Genomic DNA, 18293 nt, shown 5'->3' with positions numbered 1-18293 from the left:
NCCAGCCGAGGTGGGGGGCGACGGTTTCGGCGAGATCCTCGAGCAGCCGCAGGTTCTCCCGCAGCCCGAACGCGGGCGGCAGGAACGCGATGAGCTCGTCGGCGAGCGGGACGCTCGGATCCGCGAGCAGCTCGTCGACGACGGCGGCGGGGTCGCCGTGGTGCACCGGGCTCATCGTGAACCGGGAGGTGGGGGCCGCGACGGGGGCCAATGCCCCCGCCGGCCGGGAGGCGGCGGGCCCCTGGGTGCGCCGCTCGGCGTCGTAGGCCGCGTAGACGCGGGCGAGCTCGGGGGTGGTGGCGGGCAGCACCGAGCGCGCGACGGCGACGCGCGACGGCGACGTCCCGGGGTGGGCGCCGCGGTAGGCCTCGATGGCCCGAGCGAGCTCCGCGCCGTAGTCGTCGATCTGCCCGCTGAGGATGGTGCTCAGCAGCAGCCGCAGCCCCTGGCGGCCGACCCGCTCGGCGGAGGCGACCGAACCGCCGCCGTACCAGATGCGCTCGGGCAGGGTCGGGCTCGTCGGGCGGACGAACAGCTCGGTGCCCACGGGGAGCAGCCCCTCGGGGTCGGTGATCTCGCCGACCCGCTCGCCGCGCACGGCGCGCAGGAACGCCGCGAGCCGGTCCTGGGACTGCGCGCGACCGTCGTTCGGCGCCTGGCCGAAGACGGCGTCGAAGCCGCCCTGGCCGGTCCCGAGGCCGAGCTGTAGCCGTCCCGCGCTGAGCAGGTCGGCCGTGCCGGCGGCCTCGGCCAGCAGCACGGGATCCTCGTAGCGGACGCCGATGATGGCCGTGCCGAGGCCGATGCGCTCGGTGTGCTGCGCGACGGCGGCGTGGAACACCATCGGAGCGGCGAGGTAGTTGTCGAAGTGGCGCTGGTAGACCCAGCCGGCGTCGTAGCCGAGCTGCTCGGCGACGCGGAACAGCTCGATGCCGTCGCGCAGGGCGGCGCCGGCCTGCCCGGTCGGGAAGGCGATCCGCGCGTTGAAGCCGAGCNGGAGCCGGCGTGGCCGGGGTGGCGTGGGCGTGCCTGCCGTGTCGACGGCGGCGGTGACGGTCGCGGGGGCTGTCACGGGGTGCTCTCCTTCTGCCAGGAAACGGTCTCGTGGGGTTCGGCGCCGGCGGCGGTGTGCTCGACGTGCCCGACCCAGGCGGCGTGCAGCTCGGCGTAGCGGCCGGGGACGGCGACGAGGTCGGCGTGGCGTCCGCTCTGGACCAGGCGCCCGCGGTCGAGGACGAGGACGCGGTCGGCGTGTTCGGCCGTCACCATCCGGTGGGCGATCGAGACGGTGGTGCGCCCGACCGTGAGCACGGCGAGCGCGCGCTGGATCCGGACGTCGGTGGCGGGGTCCACGCCGCTGGTCGCCTCGTCGAGCACGAGCAGGTCGGGGTCGACCAGCGCGGTGCGGGCGAGGGCGACGAGCTGGCGCTCACCGGCCGACAGGCGCTCCCCCCGGACCCCGACGCGGGTGTCGAGGCCGTCCGGCAGCGTGTCGAGCCACGGGCGCAGGCCGAGCGAGGAGACGATCTCGTCGAGCACGCCGGAGTCGCCGCGCAGGCCGGAGTCGCCGCGCAGGCCGGAGTCGCCGCGCAGGCCGGAGTCGCCGCGCACCCCGACGCCGATGTTCTCGGCGATGGTGGCGTCGAACAGGAACGGGTCCTGCGGGACGATGGCGACGCGACGCTGGAACGACGCCTCCGACACCCGGCCGACGGGGACGCCGCCGAGCAGGACGAGGCCGCGGCTCGCCGAGATCTGGCGGGTCAGCAGCTTGGCGAGGGTGCTCTTGCCGGAGCCGGTCTCGCCGACCACGGCGACGTGCTCGCCGGGGGAGATGGCGACCGTCAGGTGCTCCACGACCGGCGGGCCCGTCCCGTAGGCGGCGGCGACGTCGGCCAGCTCGACCCCGATCGGCCCGGCGGGCAGCTCGCGGGCGTCGGCGCCGTCGACCACGCCCGACGGCGTCGCGAGGATCTCCAGCGCGCGCCGCCAGCCCACGACCGCGTTCTGGATCTCCCCCAGGTTCTGCACGAGGGCCTGCAGGGGGCGGACGAAGAAGGTGACGAGCAGGAGCATGGCGACCAGCTCGCCCGCGGACAGGTGCAGCNCCGGTTCCCACCGGGTGTGCGCGGTCGACCAGCGGGTCCCGGCGACGACGACGAACACGGTCATGACCGAGATGGCGACCTCGCCGAGGGCGGTGTTGATGTGCAGCGGCACGAGGGTGCGGCGCTGGGCCGCCGCGGTGGCCTCGACGGCCCGGTCGAGGCNGAGCCGGGTCCGCTCCTCGGTGCCTGTCGAGCGGATGACCCCGATGCCGCTGACGGCCTCGCCGACGGTGGACTGCAGGGCCGAGACGCTCGTGCGCACGGCGGCGTAGCGACGGGCGACGAGCATCTGCAGGCGACGCATGCCGACGAACAGCAATGCCGCCAGGCCCAGCACGGGCAGTGCGAGCTGCCAGGAGTAGAGCGCCACGAGGGCCCCAGCGATGATCATCTGGGTGACGTTGACGAGCAGCAGGACGCCGCCGTTCTGGACGAAGGTCGTGACCGCCTCGGAGTCGCTGGTCAGGCGGGTGACGAGATCGGCACCGGAGAGTCCCGCGAACGTCTCCGGGGCGATCTCGTGGATGCGGGCGATGCCGCCCGTGCGCAGCTCGGCGAGGGCGGCCTCCGTGCGCCGGTAGAGCCGCTGGTTGAGCCACCAGGAGGCGAGGATCGCCGCGACGGTGGCCGCCGCGCCGACGAGCACGGCGTGCGCGACGACGTCGGTCGCGCCGCGGTCCGGGCTGAGCAGGCCGTGGTCGAGGGCGTACTGGACGGTCAACGCGGTCACGATGCGCCCGGCGCCGGCGACGACCGCCAGCAGCAGGGTCAGCGGCAGGCCGGCCGTCACCACGGGGGTGGTCGACCGGACCAGGCGGGCGAGCTCGCGCGCCCCGACCGAGCCCAGGTCGGCGAGCCCAGGCTCGGCGGGCTCAGGCTCGGCGGGTTCAGGCTCGGTGGGCTGCCGGCCGTCGCGGCCGCGGTCAGCCATGGATCGCCTCCGCCGTTCCGTAGGCCTGCAGGATCCGCCGGTAGTCGGGCTCGGCGTCGAGCAGCTCGGCGTGGGTCCCCACGGCGACGAGCCGGCCCGCGCGCAGGAAGGCGACCCGGTCGGCGACCAGCACCGAGCTGGGGCGTCCGCCGACGATGAGCACGGTGGTGTGCCCGCGCAGGCCCGCCACGGCGGCGAGCACCTCGCGTTCCACGGCCGGGTCGAGGGCGGAGGNGGCGTCGTCGAGCAGGATGGCGCGCGGCGCGCGCAGCAGGGCGCGGGCCAGGCACAGGCGCTGACGCTGGCCGCCGGACAGTCGGGTGCCGCGCTCGCCGACCCGGGTGTCCAACCCGTTGGGCAGGTCGCGCACCAGCGTGTCGGCCCCGGCGGCGCCGAGTGCCCGCCAGAGCTCGGCATCGGAGTAGGGGCGACGCTCGCGGGGGTGGCCGTCGAGGTGCAGGTTCGCGCGGATGCTGTCGCCGGCCATCCACGGGGTCTGCGACACCACGGCGAGGTGCGCGCGGATCTGCCCGTGGGCGAGCTCGGGAGCGCGGATCCCGCCGATCTCGACAACCCCCTCGGCCGGGTCGACGAGCCGACCGAGCAGGTCCAGCAGGGTCGACTTGCCCGCGCCGGTCGCACCCACCAGCGCGACGATCTCGCCGGGGGAGATCTCCAGATCGATGTCCGCAAGCAGGTGCCGCCCGCCTTGGACGTGCCCGACACCCCGCGCGGCCAGCCCCAGCGGGCCCGCACTGGGCAGGGCACGGGTCCCGTAGTCGGTGGTCTCGGTGGAGCCGAGGACAGCGGCGATCCGGGACCGTCCGGCCGCCGACAGGGGCAGCATGCCCAGGAAGCGGCTGATGACGGCGAGCGGGATGGAGATGGTGAGCAGCAGGTAGACGATCTCGACGAGCACGCCGACGCTGAGGTCGCCGCTTGCGACCCGCCGGGATCCGACGACGAGGACGGCGAGGATCGCGCCGGTCGGCAGCAGCTCCAGGATCGGGTCGAACAGTGAGCTGACGGCGCCCATCGAGGTGGTGGCGCGGCGCAGCCGATCCGCGGCGGCGCCGACGCGGGCGCGTTCGCGGTCGGCGAGGCCCAGCGTCCGCACGACCTGGGCGCCCTCGATGCTCTCCAGGGCGAGGGTGGCGAACTCGCCGCGGCTGTCCTGCACGGCCCGGGCGCGGGCGGCGAGCAGGCGCTGGTACAGCAGGTTCAGACCGAGGACGGACCCGACGAGGGCGACGCCGACAAGCCCGAGCGCCAGGTCGTGACGGAACATCTGGCCGATCGCGACGACCAGCATGACGACCATGCCGAGCGCGAAATACCAGACGACCATCGGTGACCACAGGGCGTCCACGTCGGACACGGCGGTCGACAGCAGGCGGCCGGGCGCGTGCCGGCGGTGCCACGACAGATCCAGCTCGAGGTAGCGGCGGACGACGGCGCGGCGGATGCGGGCCTGCGAGCCGTACTGGACGTGGCCGGTGGCGATGCCCCGCACGAGGATCGTCGTCCAGCGCACGGTGGACACGCCGAGGATCGCGCCCGCGGCCATCCACCAGGTGGCGCGGCCGACGTGGCCGCCNGCAAAGGCGGGGACGATCAGATGGTCCGTCGCCCAGCCGATCGCCGCCGCGGAGAAGATCATGGTGACCCCGTTGACGACGCCGGTGACGGCGCCGACCACGGCCGCCCTCGGATGCGCGACGGAGCCGTCCAGCATCGTGCGCAGCCCCACCCAGAACGTCCCGGCCCCGCCTCGGACCCGCTCCCGCCCGTCGCGTCCCCGCGTCACCCGTGCTCCCGGGCCGGGCCGCGGTGGCGGTCGACCCGTCCGCGGACGACCGCCACCGCCGCCGTCATCGTCGAACCACTTTCCTCACCGTCATCGCCTGCCGGTCGGTCATCGCCTGCCCGTCCGTCGCTGCCTGCTCGTCGCCTGCTCGTCGCGTGCCCGTCGCCTCAGTGGGCGCCGGCGAGGGCGGCAGCGTCGAAGCCGGGGGCGAGGGCGCCGGGGTGGGCGTCCTGGAGGGCGCCGCGCTGCCCGGTGGCCGCCCGGTGCGCGATCTCCTGGCGGACCAGCGGCAGGACGTGGCGGCCGTAGTCGACGGCGTCCGCGAGGGTGTCGTAGCCGCGGATCGACACCAGGCTCGCGCCCTGGTCGACGTAGTCGAGGATCGCGGCGGCGACGGTCTCCGGGCTGCCCACCAGCGCGGTCGACGCGCCCAGCCCGCCGGTCGCGGCCGCGGTGCGGGTCCACAGCGCGCGGTCGTAGACCTCGGACTTCGCGGCGAACGCGAGGGCGCGCTGCGAGCCGACGTTCTGCGGGGCGCCCTTGAGGAAGGCGCGGGCCGGCCCGGCGTTGAAGGTCTGTTCGATCCGGGCGGCGTAGTCGAACGCCTTGCGCCAGGCCAGCTCGTCGGTCCGGGCGATGATCGGGCGGAAGGTCACCCAGATGCGCGGACGGTCGGTGCGGCCGGCCGCGGCGGCGATGCCGTTGACCCGGTCGATCTCCTTGCGCAGGTCGGCCAGCGGCTCACCCCAGAAGCTGAAGATGTCCGCCTTGGCGCCGCCGACGCCGAACGCGGCGTCGGACTGCCCGCCGATCGAGATCGGGATGGTGGTGCCGTACGGCGCGAAGCCGGGGCCGAACTCGTCGAACTTGTAGAACTCGCCCTCGTGGCTGAATGGGCTGGTCTCGGTCCAGGCACGGCGCAGCAGGTCGATGAACTCCGACGTGCGCGCGTAGCGGCGGTCCTTGGGCAGGTAGTCGCCCTGGCGGGCCTGCTCGGCGTCGTTGCCCCCGGAGATGAGGTGGACGACGGCGCGACCCTCGGTGAGCTGGTCGAGGGTGGCGAGCTTCTGCGCCGCCACCAGCGGGAACGTCGTGTTCGGCCGCAGCGCGACGATGGGCCGCAGGCGTTCGGTGAGCTGGCCGACGGCCGAGGCGAGGACGAACGAGTCGGCGCTGTTCGAGCCGTAGGGCAGCAGGGTGTAGTCGTAGCCGGACTCCTCGAGGGCCCGCACGTACTTCTTGAAGTACGGCAGGTCGATGCCGCGGCTCGGCAGCGGGTTCAGCTCGGTCGACGGGTTGAGGTGCGACAGGCTGATGAACTCGACCTGCGGGGACGCGGTCTCGGGGATCGCGGCGGGGTTGGTCATTGCGCCAGTCCTTTCGAAGCTGTCGTACGAGGTCGGGCCGGAGCCGGGGCGTGGTCGTCCCCGCGGGTCGTCGTCGTCGTGGTTCGTCCGTCTGATCGCTTCCGGGCACGCGGAAGGCCGTCGCGTGCGGGATCGAGGCGCTGTCGCGCGCAGGGAGCGTTGGAACAGGTCCGACCAGGGGATCGGGTCGCAGTGGCCCGGGGCGCCGGCCCGGTCAGGGCGGAGGTGCTTCGCGGGACCGGCCGGCCCGGGCCTGCGCCCCGGCGCCGAGCGCACGGTCGGACATCGCCCGGGTGAGGGCGGTGGAGGTCGGTGACGTGGCTGACGTGCGGGCCAGGACCGGGCAGGGTACGCCGGGGCCGGCGGGCGGACCGGGATGGCCGGACGGGCAGGGATGGCCGGACGGGCAGGGGCGGAAGGGGGCCCGATCAGCAGGGGCGACAGCAGGCGGACGCGAGGATCCCGTAATCGACGAACCGCCGGCGGGTGAGCACCCGCGCCGGGGCGGCCATGCGCGCCGGGCGGCGTGCGCGCACTGCAACCAGCCCGCCCGCGTTCCCACCCAGATTCCCTGACATGTTTGTCAGGATGATGGGAACTTGTTGGGCTGTCCAACGCCTATCCGCGATCGCACCGATCGGGATTCGTCATCGATCGAATCGGCCGGCGCTGGCGGGAGCAGGCATACACCCCGGACGGGCGGCCGGATCGGCTGCCGACCACCGGCGTCGCCACCGGCGATCAGGCTGTTCCGCGGAACCGCATCACGTGCCCTGATCCTGTCTCGCCGTCGGCGATCATGGTGCGCCGCGGAACCGGGGCCCGCGTACCGGCCTTCCGGATATGATCGTGGAAACCCGATCGTCGCCGATGACATCGCGACTCTGCCCGCCGGCCAGTAGGCCGCTGAGGCGCTCTGCCGGTTGACCGGTACCGCCCGCGGACAGCGCGGCGCCGTGGTCGCGTCCAGCATTCTCACCGCTTGGCCGATGCCCCGCGTGGCAACGGCGTCATCGCGCTGACCCAGCCAGGTACATCCCCTGGTGCGGCGGTTTCCCAGGCATCACACCAGGGGATCCGCCGCCTTCGCATGCACCCGCCCAAGGAGATCCAAGCACCGTGAGTACATCCGACGACTTCGTCGTCATCACCGGCGGCCCCGGAGCCGGTAAGACCACCCTCGTCGACGAGCTCCAGCGGCGAGGGTTCCCCTGCATCCCCGAAGCCGGCAGGCGTATTCTCCAGGATCAGATCACCGTTGGTGGTCAGGCCCGCCACGAGGCGGATTCTTTGCTGTTCGCCGAGCTCATGCTGTCGTGGGATATGTGCTCCCACCGCGAGGCCACCCGGCAGGCAGGGACGGTTTTCTTCGACCGGGGCATCCCCGACGTGGTCGGCTACTATCTGCTGCTCGGCCAGCCGATTCCGGCACATGTGACCGCCGCCGCGCAGAAGTTCCGCTACCACCGCCGGGTCTTTCTCGCGCCGCCCTGGCCCGAGATCTACACGCGTGACCGCGAACGCACCCAGGATTTCGACGAGGCCGTCCGTACCCACGACGCAATGGCCGAGGCTTACACCCGCCACGGCTACCGCCTGATCAGTCTGCCCAGAACCGACCCTGACTCCCGCGTCGCGTTCATCCTCCAGCGACTGCCCCCCCAGCCGGAGAACTGAAGCGGGTGGCGCTGGCGATGGCCGTGGTCACGACCTTGCGGACGGCGTCAGGGTCCGGGGGAGTGCCGTCCCGGCCGGCGAAGAACAGGTGGCCGCCGCCGATCAGCATGAGCGCGAGCGTGTCGGTGTCGGCGTCCGCGGTGAGGCGGCCGAGGTCGCGCTCGGCGGCGAGGTAGGCGGCGACCATCGCGGTGGCCTCCGTCAGGACGGGGACGCCGGCCGTTCCGGTCCGGCGCAGGGCGGCGCGCAGCTCGTCGCGGGCGGTGACGAGGCCGACGACTGCCAGCGCGAGCGAGCCGAACAGGTCCGTCAGCGCGGCCGTGAGGTTGCTGGCGACGGTGCCGGTCCCGGCGCGTTCGCGCAGGTCGGCGCCCTGCCGGATGATTCGGGCGACGCGGTCGCGTACGAGTTCGGCGAGGAAGGCGTCGAAGTCGGCGAAGTGCCGGTGCAGGACGCCCTTGGCGCAGCCCGCCTCGGTGGTGACCGCTCGACTCGTCAGCGCGTTCGGCCCGTCGCGCAGCAGGACGCGTTCGGCCGCGTCGAAGAGCTGCTCGCGCACGTCGCGCAGGGCCACTCCGGTCGGCATCGTCTCATCCTCCTGCTTGCGGCGGGCTGCGTGCGGCGGGCTGCATGCGCCGGGCCGTTTGGGGTGGACCGCTCGTGACGGGGCTCGGCGCGATTGTCGAGTGGGCATGCGCCCATTAGAGTGGGCGCATGCCCACTCTACCTTCTGGGTCGGCGCGTCCTTCCGACCAGGAGCCACACCGCCACCGACCGATGGCGGAGTCGTTCGGCGCCGACCCCGATCGTTACGACCGGACCCGCCCCCGCTACCCCGAGGCCCTGGTGCGCCGGATCGTGGCGGCCGGTACCGGGCCCGATCTCCTCGACGTCGGCTGCGGGACCGGCATCGCCGCCCGGCAGTTCCGCGCGGCCGGCTGCCGGGTGCTCGGGGTCGACGTGGATGCGCGGATGGCGCAGTGGGCGCGGCGCAGCGGGATCGAGGCCGAGGTGGCGGCGTTCGAAGCCTGGGATCCCGCCGGCCGCACCTTCGACACGGTCATCGCGGGACAGACCTGGCACTGGGTGGNTCCGGTCGCGGGAGCGAGCAGGGCGGCGCAGGTGCTGCGGCCCGGCGGTCGGCTGGCGGTGTTCTGGAACGCGGGCCAGCCGCCGGCCGGCCTGGCGGCGGCCTTCTCCGCCGTCTACCGCCGGGTGCTGCCCGACGCGTTGCTCTACCACCGGGCGATGCCCGGCCCGGACGGCTACTCGACGTTGCTCGCCAGGGCCGCCGACGGGATCCGCCGGTCGGGCGCGTTCGGCGAGCCGGAGCAGTGGCGGTTCGACCGGGAGCAGTCCTACACCCGGGACGAGTGGCTGGACCAGGTGCCCACCTTCGGCGGCCACAGCACGTTCCCGCCGGCCACCCTTGCACGGCTGCTGGCAGGCCTCGGCGCCGCCGTCGACGCGGTCGGCGGCGTCTTCCCGATGCGCTACGCCGCCGTGGTGATCACCGCGGCGCGCACCGACACGGCGAAGGCGTACAGTCGTCCTGGCTGCCCAGAATAAGTGTATCGGCTCGTTTTCTCCGGCGTTCATGCGTCGGTCGGAAATAGCGGCCGAAATACCTCAGGGAGAAGTTCGTGCGCGCAATACAGTTTGCCGGGGTGCGGGACGTCCGCCAGGTCGAGGTCCCGAAGCCCACCATCGGTGCTGGTCAGGCCCTCGTCAAGGTCGCGGCCGCCGGCGTGTGTCAGACCGATATCCACGTCCGGAAATCGGCTGAACAGATGATTCCTGACGGGACGATTCTGGGCCATGAAATCGCCGGTGAGATCNTCGACATCGCCGACGGTTTCCCGCATTTCTCGCCGGGTTCCCAGGTGATCGTGCATCCGGTCTGGTCCTGCGGCGTGTGCCGGATGTGTATCGCCGGTCAGGAGAACGCCTGCCGCAACACCGGGAACCGACTTCATCCGGCCCCGACGCCCGGGGTCTCCGTGAACGGCGGAATGGCCGACTACGTTGCCGTGAACGCCTCCGCGCTAGTCCCGGCCGATGGTCTGGACCCCGCCTTCGCCGCCGTGCTCGCCGACGCGGGCCTCGTGCCCTACCACTCCATCAGGGCCACTCTCGACCTGCTCGGCCCCGGGTCCACGGCGGTGGTCATCGGGATCGGCGGCCTTGGGCAGTTCGCGGTCGCGCTCCTGCGGGAACTCACCGCGGCGCAGATCATCGCCCTGGACATCAGGGACGCGTCGCTCGCCGCCGTCCGGGAGAAGGTCAACCACGCGCTGCGCTCCGACGATCCCGAGGTCGCCGNGAAGGTCCTGGCGGTCACCGGTGGTTACGGTGCCGACGTCGTCCTGGATCTGGTCGGCAACAACCAGACCCTCGCGCTGTCGGGCGCCGTCGTCGCGCCCTACGGCGCCATCCGGGTGCCGGGCCTCAGCGACGGGGTCTTCTCGTTCGAGACCTCGCAGACGTCGGTCTCCCTGCCGTGGGGCGCGTCGCTCACCCGCCCCTACAGCGGGAACCATCAGGATCTCCACGACCTGGTGGCGCTGGCCCGGACCGGTCGGATCACCGCCAACCTCAGCCGGTACAGCTTCGACGACGGCCTGCAGGCGTTCGACGACCTCGAGGCCGGCAAGATCTTCGGCCGCGCGGTCATCGTCCTGGCGGACTCGGCGAGCTGACCCGGCGAGCTGACCCGGCGACGCGGGGAGAGGCTGACGCCGCTGGTGTCCCGGCGGTCGTCGGCCGCGTCCCCCGGCCGTTCCTTGCGGCCGCCTCCCCGGGCCGTTCCTGCGGCCGTCGCCCCGGGTACCTCCACGATGCTCGACCGACAACGGTCAGCCATCGACCCGGGGGGAGTCACCATGACCAGCAGCACCGTGCCGCTCGCCGGCGTTGCCGTACCCGACACGAGCCTGGCCGCGCAGGCCACCGAGCTGGTGCGCGACGCCACCGACGACCTGATCTACCACCACTCGCGGCGGGTCTACTGCTTCGCCGGCCTGCAGGGCCGCCGCCGCGGGCTGAGCTTCGACCCGGAGCTGCTCTACGTCGCGGCGATGTTCCACGATCTCGGTCTCAACGAGGGGTTCCGCCGCAGCGGCCGGCGTTTCGAGGTGGACAGTGCCGACGAGGCACGCCGTTTCCTGCACGGGCACGGGATGCCCGAGGACAGCATCCGGCGGGTGTGGACGGCCATCGCCCTGCACACCACCCCGGGCATCCCGGAGTTCATGGAGCCCGAGGTCGCCCTGCTCACCGCCGGGGTGGAGTACGACGTGCTCGGAATCGGCTACCACGACGTCAGCGACGCCGACCGGGACGCGATCACCGAGCTGCACCCCCGGCCGGACTTCAAACGTCGTATCCTGCGCGCCTTCACCGACGGCATCGCGCCCAGGCCGGACACCACCTTCGGCAATGTCAAGGCGGACGTCCTCGCGCACTACCTGCCCGNCTTCCGCCGCCGCGACTTCGTCGACACCATCCTCGACTCCCCGTGGCCCGAATAACGCCGGTGATGCCACCCCGCGGGCCCGCTGCCGGCGTCGCGCTGCTCCTGCAGGCGGACATGTGGGACACCAGCGCGCTGGCCGCGGGCGGGGACGGCCTGACCGGCTACGACGCCATCGTGAAGCGGATCGGCACCCTCGCCGGCCACTTCGGCAAGCCGGTGCTCCTCCTGGAGGGCGACTCGCACGTCTTCCGGGTCGACCATCCGTTCACCCGCACGGATCCGCTCTACGGCATCCATCCGCTGGCACCGAAGGACCTTGAGGTCCCGAACGTGACGCGGATCGTCGTCGATGGCAGCGGCCAGGCGAACGACTATCTCAAGCTCAGCATCGACCCGTCGGCCCCGGCCGTCTTCAGCTGGTCACGCGTCAACTTCTGACGCGTGCTCGCCGCCACCGGGGTCCGCATCCCGGTGGCATAGGCCAGGCGCTGGCCGGGACCGTTGCGCTTCGCCGTGTACATGGCGATGTCGGCGGCGTTCAGCAGGGTCTCGGCGTCGGCAAGGTCCGGGTTTGACAGGGCCAGTCCGACGCTCCCGGTCAGCGTGACGGGGCGGTCGCACAGCCGGACCGGTGCCGCGAGTGCGGTCACCACCCGGTCGGCGATCGCCTCGAGGTCGGCGGTGCCGTCGACGTCCTCGCACAGGACGGCGAACTCGTCGCCGGCGAGGCGTCCGGCCACGTCGCCGGGCCGCACGGCGTGGGACAGCCGGGCGGCCGTGGTGCGCAGCAGGTCGTCGCCGGCCTGGTGACCAAGGGTGTCGTTGATCGCCTTGAAGCCGTCGAGGTCGACGAAGAGCACCCCGACCCGCCGCCCGTCGTGGTCGGCTCGGCGCAGTGCCCGGCCGAGGCGGTCGAGCAGTGCGGTGCGGTTCGGCAGGCCGGTGAGCCCGTCATGCAGCGACCGGTGGCGGATCTCGGCTTCCATCCGGAAGCGCAGGGCGGCCGAACCGAGCACCGCGGTGACCGCATGGACGAACTCGCGTTCCTGCTCGCCCAGCGGCGCCCGGTGCAGTTCGATCATTGCCAGCGGTCGATCGGGGCGGCCGACCGGCACCGTCACCCAGCCGGCGGCGGAGCGCGGCGGATCCCGCTGCGTTCCGGTCGGGACCTCCGGTTCGCGCCGATCCTCGCGGGCGAGCGGGCCGACCCGCTTCCCGTCCGCGTCGATACCGTAGGCCCGCACCAGGTCGGCGCCGAGATGGTCCGCCAGCGCCGTGACCGCCCGCTGCCACAGCTCGGCCGACTCGCGCGCCTCCAGGGCGCGGCGGCCCAGGTCGGCGACGACCGCCTGCTCGGCGGACCGGGCCCGCACGCTGGCCAGCGCCACGTGCAGGTCGGTGACGTCGCTGGCCACCGCGGCGACCGAGGCCACCCGGCCGCCGGGCCCCGGGATGGGCACGAGGTGCACGTCGAGGCGGCGGCCGAACGCCTCGAGGACCTGGTGGACGCGCTCCCCGTCGAGCGCCCGCCGCATGATCGACGTCGCCTGCGGCAGGTAGGCGAACGAGGTGAAGATGGACGACGCCCGCGCCTCCGCCAGCCCGGCGGCCGCCTCCGGACTGACGGTCCCCTCGCTGACGAGGNCCCGCCCGCCGCGGTCGATCAGGAACATCGACACCGGCGTGTTCTCCACGATGAGCCGCAGCCGGTCCTGGGCGGCGATCTCCTCGGACACGTCCTGGAGATGGACGACGAAGTACTCCTCGCCGTCGGGATCGGTCCGCAGCACGATGGTGGCCAGGGCGTGGCGCAGGTCGCCGTCCGGCTGCAGCAGGCGGACCATCATCCGTTCCCGGCGTCGGCCGCTGGCCTGGCGGAAGCGGATCTGCGCGTGGAGGCGGGCATGGTCCGCCGGGGTGGTGATCTTCTCCCAGTCCAGGCCGACGACCTCGGCCTCGGGCCGGCCGAACAGGGCGCAGGCGGCCGCGTTGGCCCGGCGGATGCGGTGATCCCGCACGGTCGCCTCGACGACCGCGATGTCCAGAATCTCGATGAGATCCGGCTGCACATCCAGGGGCATGACTGTCCACCTACCTACCAGTGCGTTGCTATCGGGTCTCGTCGTACCCGGGCGCCTGGGCGGTAAGCAGATGTGTGCATTTAGTGATGACGTGACGGTGTGTGCGGAGCTGGCCGCCCGGCGGTCCGGGAGGTCAGTCGGACGGGTGCTGGCGGCTGTGCAGGTAGCGGCCGAGGGCCATGACGGGCCACACCAGCCGGTAGCCGTGGTAGTTGAGGTAGAAGAAGCCCGGGAAGCCGGTGCCGGTGAACATCTCCTCGTCCCAGCCGCCGTCGGGGCGTTGCTGCTCGGTGAGCCAGCGGGCCGCGCCGGCCAGGGCGTCGGCGTGGGCGGAGGCGCTGCCGTGGGCGGAGGCGCTGCTGTGGGCGGAGGCGTTGCCGTGGGTGCCGCCGTGGTCGGCGGCGAGCAGGCCGAGCATCGCCCAGGCCGTCTGCGAGGGGGTGGAGATCCCGCGGCCGGACCACGCCGGGTCGCCGTAGGAGCGGATGTCCTCGCCCCAGCCGCCGTCGGGGTTCTGCCGCGACAGCAGCCATNGCGCGCCCGCCCGCATCGCCGGGTGGGTCGGCGGGAGCCCCGCGGCCTGCAGGGCGGGCAGCACCGAGCCGGTGCCGTAGACGTAGTTGACGCCCCAGCGGCCGTACCAGGACCCGTCGGCCTCCTGGTTGCGCAGCAGCCAGTCGACGCCGCGCAGGGTGCGCGGGTCGCGGATCCGTCCCGTCTCGCAGAGCAGTTCGACGACGTGCGCGGTGACGTCGGCGGACGACGGGTCGGTCAGGGCACCGAAGTCCGCGAACGGAATCTGGTAGACGAGGGTGCTGGCGTTGTCGGAGTCGTAGGCCCCCCATCCGCCATCGCGGGACTGCAGGGCGAACAGCCAGGTCGTGGACCGTTCGAGGGCGGCGTCGACCCTTGTGCCCGCCGGGTGGCGCAGTCGACGCAGCCGGTTCAGTCGGTGCAGCGCCAGCACGACCTCGGCGGTGTCGTCGGTGTCGGGGTAGGTGTCGTTGTCGAACTCGAACGCCCAACCGCCCGGCGCGACGGTCGGGTGGGCGACGGCCCAGTCACCTCTGCGGTGCTGGACCTCCTGGCCGAGCAGCCAGTCGGCGGCCCGTTCCAGCGCTGTCGGAACCGTCGCGGGCTGCCCCGGGGCGCCGGTCGCGACCCGCTGGGTGGGCAGCGCGGGCGTCATGTCGACGTCGGCAGGGGCGTCGATGCCCGCGTCGGCCAGGGCGAGGACGGCCAACGCCGTGTCCCAGATCGGCGACTGGGAGGCCTCGACCATGCGGGAGCCGTCCTCGCGGTGCAGGGTGTAGGCGTCGAGCGAGCGCAGCGCGGCGGCGAGGACCGGATGGTCGAGGTCGTAGCCGAGCAGGCGCAGCGCGATGATCGAGTAGACGGCGGGCGGCTGGATCCCGCCGAAGCAGCCGTCCGCCTCCTGCCGGGCGATGATCCATCGTTCCGCGGTGCGCAGGGCGTGCCGGCGCAGCGGCCCGACCGGGTGGCGGTGGTAGCGGTGCAGTGTCGCGTCCAGCCCCCGGAAGAAGACCTTCGCCGTGTTCGGCCGGTCGGCTCCCAGGCGCCGCACGGCGTCCCGCAGCGTCCGCCCGCCGGCGGGGGGCCGGGCGGCGGGGGACTGGGCGGTGTCGGGGGACTGGGCGTCGGGGACCTCGTCGGCGCCCAGCTCGGCCAGGTCGAACGGCGCCGGGCGCCGGGGGCGCAACGCTGAGACGATCGTCAGCGGGACGATGGTCTGGCGGGCCCAGGAGGCGAACGAGTAGATGCTCAGCGGCGCCCGCGGGGGAAGGAACATGATCTCGGGCGGCAGGACCGGTAGATCCTCCCAGCGCCACCAGCCGAACAGCGCCAGCCAGATCCGGGTGAAAACCCTGGTCGCCGGGATGCCGCCACGCTCGCGGATCCACGCGGCGCTGCGCCGTAGCGGCTCGTCGTCGGCGGGGTCACCGGCGAGCCGCAGGGCGATGTAGCACTCGACCGTGGTGGACAGCTCCCCGGGGCCGCCGAAATAGGTCGGCCAGGAGCCGTCGTCGAGTCGCCGGGAGCGGATGTGCTTCGCGGTGGCCTCGGTCTGCTCGACGGTGCGGATGCCGAGGTACTCCCGCAGGAGGAGGTCCTCGGCGTCCATCGTCGGATTGGTCTCGAGGTCGAACTTCCACCATCCGTGCGGGTCCTGGAGGGAGAGCAGATGCTCGGCGNCCCGCTGGACCGTCTCCCGCAGGCCGTCCGCCGCGTCCTGGGACAGGGTGTCCGTGCGCCCGGGGTCCGGGGCGGGGTGCGTTCCATCCGCGCGGTCGACATCGCGAAGCTCGAGGTCAGGCACGGTGTGCGGGGTTCCTTTCGATGACGAGGCTGTCCAGGCAGATCAGGGCGGTGGCGGCGAGATCCGCGGGATCGGTGCTGTCCGAGGCGCACCAGGCGCGCACGGCGACCTGCACGGCGGCGAGGAAGGCGAAGGCGGCCAGCGAGGCGTCGAGGTCCGTGCGTCGCGGCTGCGGGCCGTCGGGGTCGTCGCCCTCGACGAACTCCAGCGCGAACCGGTCGCCCAGGGCGACGATCCGGTTCTGAACCGCCCCGGCGAGCGCGGAGGCGTTGCCGATCGGCAGCAGATGATCGGTGTAGTGCCGCAGCGACTCGCCGTCCGGGCTCATGATCGTCCAGGCGTCGATGACCGCGGCGCGCAGGGCGGTGAGCGGCGGCTCGTCGGCCGGACGCCGGCGCAGGGCCGTCAGGGTGAGCTCGCCCATCTCGTCCAGCGGTGCGAGGGCCACCTCTTCCTTGTTCGCGAAGTACCGGAAGAAGGTGCGGACGGACACGTCGGCGCCCGCCGCGATCGCCTCGACCGTGGTCGTGTCGTAGCCGTTGTCGTGGAAGAGGGCGTGCGCCACGTCGATGATCGACTGGCGCGTGCGGCGCTTCTTGCGTTCCCGCAGACTTTCCGTCTGCTGCTCGGACATCCCCCGAACCACCCGAAGATCTCGATGCGCCAAAACTGACATCTCGGAACATATGGCACGAACTGCCACATGGCAAAGGATGCCTACTGCGTCCGTGTGACAGTCGCCGCCAGTCGCTGTCCACCGCCGCCAGCCGACGCTCGCTCGGTGCCGCGAGTCGCGGCGGGCAGCGGGCGGCCACGACCCGGCGAGCCGGTGGCGAGGCGTGTGCGCAGGCGGGCCGGGTGCGCCCGCATGCGTGCTGACCTGGGGGGTTTGGTGGACCAAGGCCAGGCCGGACCGGAGCCGGGCGCCGTGGCCGGGCCTCGTGGCCCCGGCCGCCTCCTGCGCGCTTGTCCGCGCCGATCACCTGTACCCGCGTCGAGAGGACGAGCCCCCAGTGCCATTCACCTCCATGAGGAACCCGCCCGATGGTGTNCCGACTCTGATCGACCGACGCCGTCCCGAGGGCGTCGGACTCCGCCGGTCGCTCCCCGTCCGGCGACCCTCCCCGCAGCNCCTCGTGCCTCGCCCGTGTCGGCCCCAGGCTCGGCGGCGACGATGACCGGCAGAGCCGCTGCTGCCGGATCGACAGGGAGCGGCGTCATGGTCGCCATCGGGGGAGAGGGGCCGGAGGGGCGGGGCCGAGGGCGCTGCAGGCACGTGTTCCACGCCCCCGTTGCCTTGATCTGCCGGTGGCCGGGGGTAGCGACAGACACCTGCTCTGACCGTGTAACATCGCAGACGTGCGCGGGTGAGACACCCCGCGACCACCTGTCCGGGTGGCGGAATGGCAGACGCGCTAGCTTGAGGTGCTAGTGCCCTTTATCGGGCGTGGGGGTTCAAGTCCCCCCTCGGACACGGCCACTAGGCCCACCGATGGTCTTGGTGAGGCTTCGGCGGACACGATGCGCGTCTCATGGTNATAGCTGAGGCGCAGTCCCAGTTGCTGGTAGATCTCGGCCTTGTCGGTAGGGTCTGCCGTGCGAAGGACGGTGGCGATCCCGCCGAGGGCTTCGACGATGTTCTTGATCTCTTGGCGGGTGAGGCGGGGCGGCGGGTTCTGTCTCCGGTCGCCTGCCCGTGCGAGGGCGGCGACTGCCTCGGCGCGTTCGGCCTGGGTTTCGTTGATCCAGCCGGTGACGAGGGCGGAGTCGGCGCCGGCTTCCAGGGCAGCGCGGTGCTGGGCGAGCTTGCGGTCGCAGGCGGCGATCTTTCTGCGGTTCGGGTCGGTGGCGGCTGACGTCTCCGCGGGCTGCTGGGTCGCCAGGGCGTCCAGGGTGGCTTCGAGGTGGTGGGGGGCGAAGGCGGTGGCCAGCCAGGCGTCGAGGTCGGGCAGGATCGCGTCCTCGCGCAGGTAGACCGACAGCGGGTGGTCGATCAGGTTGGCGATGGCGTATTCCTGCGGGTAGCGGCAGCGGTAGTGAGCATGTCCGTGGTTCCAGGTGCCCTGCATGCGTCGGCCGCACTGGTGGTGGACCAGCAGGCTGCGCAGGGCGTAGGGGTGCGGTGTCCGGATCTGATAGTGCCCCGTGGAGTGGTGTAGATCGGTTCGCGTTTCGCTCTGCTTCTTTCGATATTATGCGGCTTGGAACTCGGTCGCGTCGAGAGCGATCGGGGTAATTTCAGGGACTGTTGTGGTGGTGTTTTCCCCGGCTATCTGCCGCATGGATTCCTCGGACAGGTAACGCCGGTCGGAGACCTGCCACTCGTCGTGAGTCTCCATGAGAACAGCGGTCGCGAGGCGGAGCAGCGCTTCCCGGTTCGGGAAGATCCCGACCACGTCGGTGCGGCGCTTGACCTCCCGGTTGAGCCGTTCCAGCGGGTTGTTGGACCAGATCTTGCGCCAGTGCGGTTCGGGGAAGTCCGCGAACGCGGTCAGGTCCGCCTTCGTGT

General features: G+C 72.6%; 11 protein-coding genes, 1 tRNA gene and 12 pseudogenes. 9 read left to right on the top strand and 15 right to left on the bottom strand.

The features are described from left to right. Position 1: 1 nt before the first annotated feature. The 7 genes and pseudogenes from FF86_RS25595 to FF86_RS25580 all read right to left on the bottom strand — a co-directional run. Positions 2-995 (bottom strand): annotated as a pseudogene (locus FF86_RS25595) (LLM class flavin-dependent oxidoreductase); the annotation flags it as partial. A 73-nt stretch (positions 996-1068) separates the two neighbouring features. Continuing rightward, positions 1069-2107 (bottom strand): annotated as a pseudogene (locus tag FF86_RS57710) (ABC transporter ATP-binding protein); the annotation flags it as partial. A 1-nt stretch (position 2108) separates the two neighbouring features. After that, positions 2109-2270: pseudogene (locus FF86_RS57705) on the bottom strand (hypothetical protein); the annotation flags it as partial. A 1-nt stretch (position 2271) separates the two neighbouring features. Further along, on the bottom strand, positions 2272-3039 hold a 768-nt coding region (locus tag FF86_RS57700; protein WP_242419597.1), incomplete at its 3' end, for an ABC transporter transmembrane domain-containing protein. A gap of 235 nt (positions 3040-3274) precedes the next feature. Further along, a pseudogene (locus FF86_RS25585) lies at positions 3275-4636 on the bottom strand (ABC transporter ATP-binding protein); the annotation flags it as partial. Position 4637: 1 nt separating this feature from the next. After that, the coding region (locus FF86_RS63150; RefSeq protein WP_255355924.1) for a hypothetical protein at positions 4638-4774 on the bottom strand (137 nt) is incomplete at its 3' end. A 239-nt stretch (positions 4775-5013) separates the two neighbouring features. Next, positions 5014-6213 (bottom strand): LLM class flavin-dependent oxidoreductase, encoded by a 1200-nt coding sequence (locus FF86_RS25580; RefSeq protein WP_055408498.1) that lies wholly within the window; start codon positions 6211-6213, stop codon positions 5014-5016. 1119 nt (positions 6214-7332) lie between these two features. Here FF86_RS25580 and FF86_RS25575 point away from each other — a divergent pair. Continuing rightward, positions 7333-7890 (top strand): AAA family ATPase, encoded by a 558-nt coding sequence (locus FF86_RS25575; RefSeq protein ID WP_044887680.1) that lies wholly within the window; start codon positions 7333-7335, stop codon positions 7888-7890. Here FF86_RS25575 and FF86_RS25570 read toward each other — a convergent pair. After that, a complete protein-coding gene (locus tag FF86_RS25570; protein WP_044887681.1) occupies positions 7853-8476 on the bottom strand; it encodes a TetR/AcrR family transcriptional regulator in 624 nt (207 codons plus the stop codon). The genes FF86_RS25575 and FF86_RS25570 overlap by 38 nt on opposite strands. A gap of 128 nt (positions 8477-8604) precedes the next feature. On the opposite strand from FF86_RS25570, the pseudogene FF86_RS57690 reads away from it, so the two are divergent. The 7 genes and pseudogenes from FF86_RS57690 to FF86_RS25550 all read left to right on the top strand — a co-directional run. After that, a pseudogene (locus tag FF86_RS57690) lies at positions 8605-8980 on the top strand (class I SAM-dependent methyltransferase); the annotation flags it as partial. Between the two features lie 32 nt (positions 8981-9012). Further along, on the top strand, positions 9013-9459 hold the full coding sequence (locus FF86_RS63145) for a hypothetical protein (RefSeq protein ID WP_396230089.1): 447 nt from the start codon (positions 9013-9015) through the stop codon (positions 9457-9459). A 74-nt stretch (positions 9460-9533) separates the two neighbouring features. Next, positions 9534-9728: pseudogene (locus FF86_RS63140) on the top strand (alcohol dehydrogenase catalytic domain-containing protein); the annotation flags it as partial. A gap of 1 nt (position 9729) precedes the next feature. Then, a pseudogene (locus FF86_RS57680) lies at positions 9730-10212 on the top strand (alcohol dehydrogenase catalytic domain-containing protein); the annotation flags it as partial. Between the two features lies 1 nt (position 10213). Next, positions 10214-10589: zinc-binding dehydrogenase (locus FF86_RS57675; RefSeq protein WP_242419595.1), on the top strand; the 376-nt coding region annotated here is incomplete at its 5' end. 183 nt (positions 10590-10772) lie between these two features. Continuing rightward, positions 10773-11364, top strand: a pseudogene (locus tag FF86_RS25555) (HD domain-containing protein); the annotation flags it as partial. Between the two features lies 1 nt (position 11365). Then, a pseudogene (locus FF86_RS25550) lies at positions 11366-11803 on the top strand (hypothetical protein); the annotation flags it as partial. Here the strand turns inward: FF86_RS25550 and FF86_RS57670 are convergent. From FF86_RS57670 to FF86_RS25535, 5 genes and pseudogenes are all read right to left on the bottom strand, one after another. After that, positions 11737-12351, bottom strand: coding sequence for a GGDEF domain-containing protein (locus tag FF86_RS57670; RefSeq protein WP_242419605.1), 615 nt, complete (start codon positions 12349-12351; stop codon positions 11737-11739). The pseudogene FF86_RS25550 and the gene FF86_RS57670 overlap by 67 nt on opposite strands. 659 nt (positions 12352-13010) lie before the next feature. Then, a partial coding sequence (locus FF86_RS57665) for a PAS domain-containing protein (protein ID WP_242419593.1) occupies positions 13011-13446 on the bottom strand: 436 nt, incomplete at its 3' end. Positions 13447-13579: 133 nt separating this feature from the next. After that, a pseudogene (locus tag FF86_RS57660) lies at positions 13580-13979 on the bottom strand (prenyltransferase/squalene oxidase repeat-containing protein); the annotation flags it as partial. A 1-nt stretch (position 13980) separates the two neighbouring features. Beyond that, positions 13981-15659 (bottom strand): annotated as a pseudogene (locus FF86_RS25540) (prenyltransferase/squalene oxidase repeat-containing protein); the annotation flags it as partial. A gap of 117 nt (positions 15660-15776) precedes the next feature. After that, positions 15777-16418, bottom strand: a complete 642-nt coding sequence (locus tag FF86_RS25535) for a TetR/AcrR family transcriptional regulator (RefSeq protein WP_044887687.1) — start codon at positions 16416-16418, stop codon at positions 15777-15779. Positions 16419-17173: 755 nt separating this feature from the next. Here FF86_RS25535 and FF86_RS25530 point away from each other — a divergent pair. After that, positions 17174-17258 (top strand) — tRNA-Leu (locus FF86_RS25530). A gap of 64 nt (positions 17259-17322) precedes the next feature. Here FF86_RS25530 and FF86_RS36455 read toward each other — a convergent pair. Beyond that, positions 17323-17853, bottom strand: a pseudogene (locus FF86_RS36455) (recombinase family protein); the annotation flags it as partial. A gap of 123 nt (positions 17854-17976) precedes the next feature. After that, the coding region (locus FF86_RS25520; RefSeq protein ID WP_242419591.1) for a transposase at positions 17977-18293 on the bottom strand (317 nt) is incomplete at its 5' end.

Origin of the sequence: Frankia sp. CpI1-P, from assembly GCF_001421075.1 — a bacterium.
GTDB lineage: Bacteria > Actinomycetota > Actinomycetes > Frankiales > Frankiaceae > Frankia > Frankia torreyi.
This window is presented reverse-complemented; position numbering and strand designations above follow the sequence as displayed.

What these genes read in the sequence shown, in the direction of transcription:
- FF86_RS25570 (WP_044887681.1), bottom strand. Translation starts at nt 8,476, where the DNA reads ATGCCGACCGGAGTGGCCCTGCGCGACGTGCGCGAGCAGCTCTTCGAC.
- FF86_RS25580 (WP_055408498.1), bottom strand. Translation starts at nt 6,213, where the DNA reads ATGACCAACCCCGCCGCGATCCCCGAGACCGCGTCCCCGCAGGTCGAG.
- FF86_RS57670 (WP_242419605.1), bottom strand. Translation starts at nt 12,351, where the DNA reads ATGGAAGCCGAGATCCGCCACCGGTCGCTGCATGACGGGCTCACCGGC.
- FF86_RS25535 (WP_044887687.1), bottom strand. Translation starts at nt 16,418, where the DNA reads ATGTCCGAGCAGCAGACGGAAAGTCTGCGGGAACGCAAGAAGCGCCGC.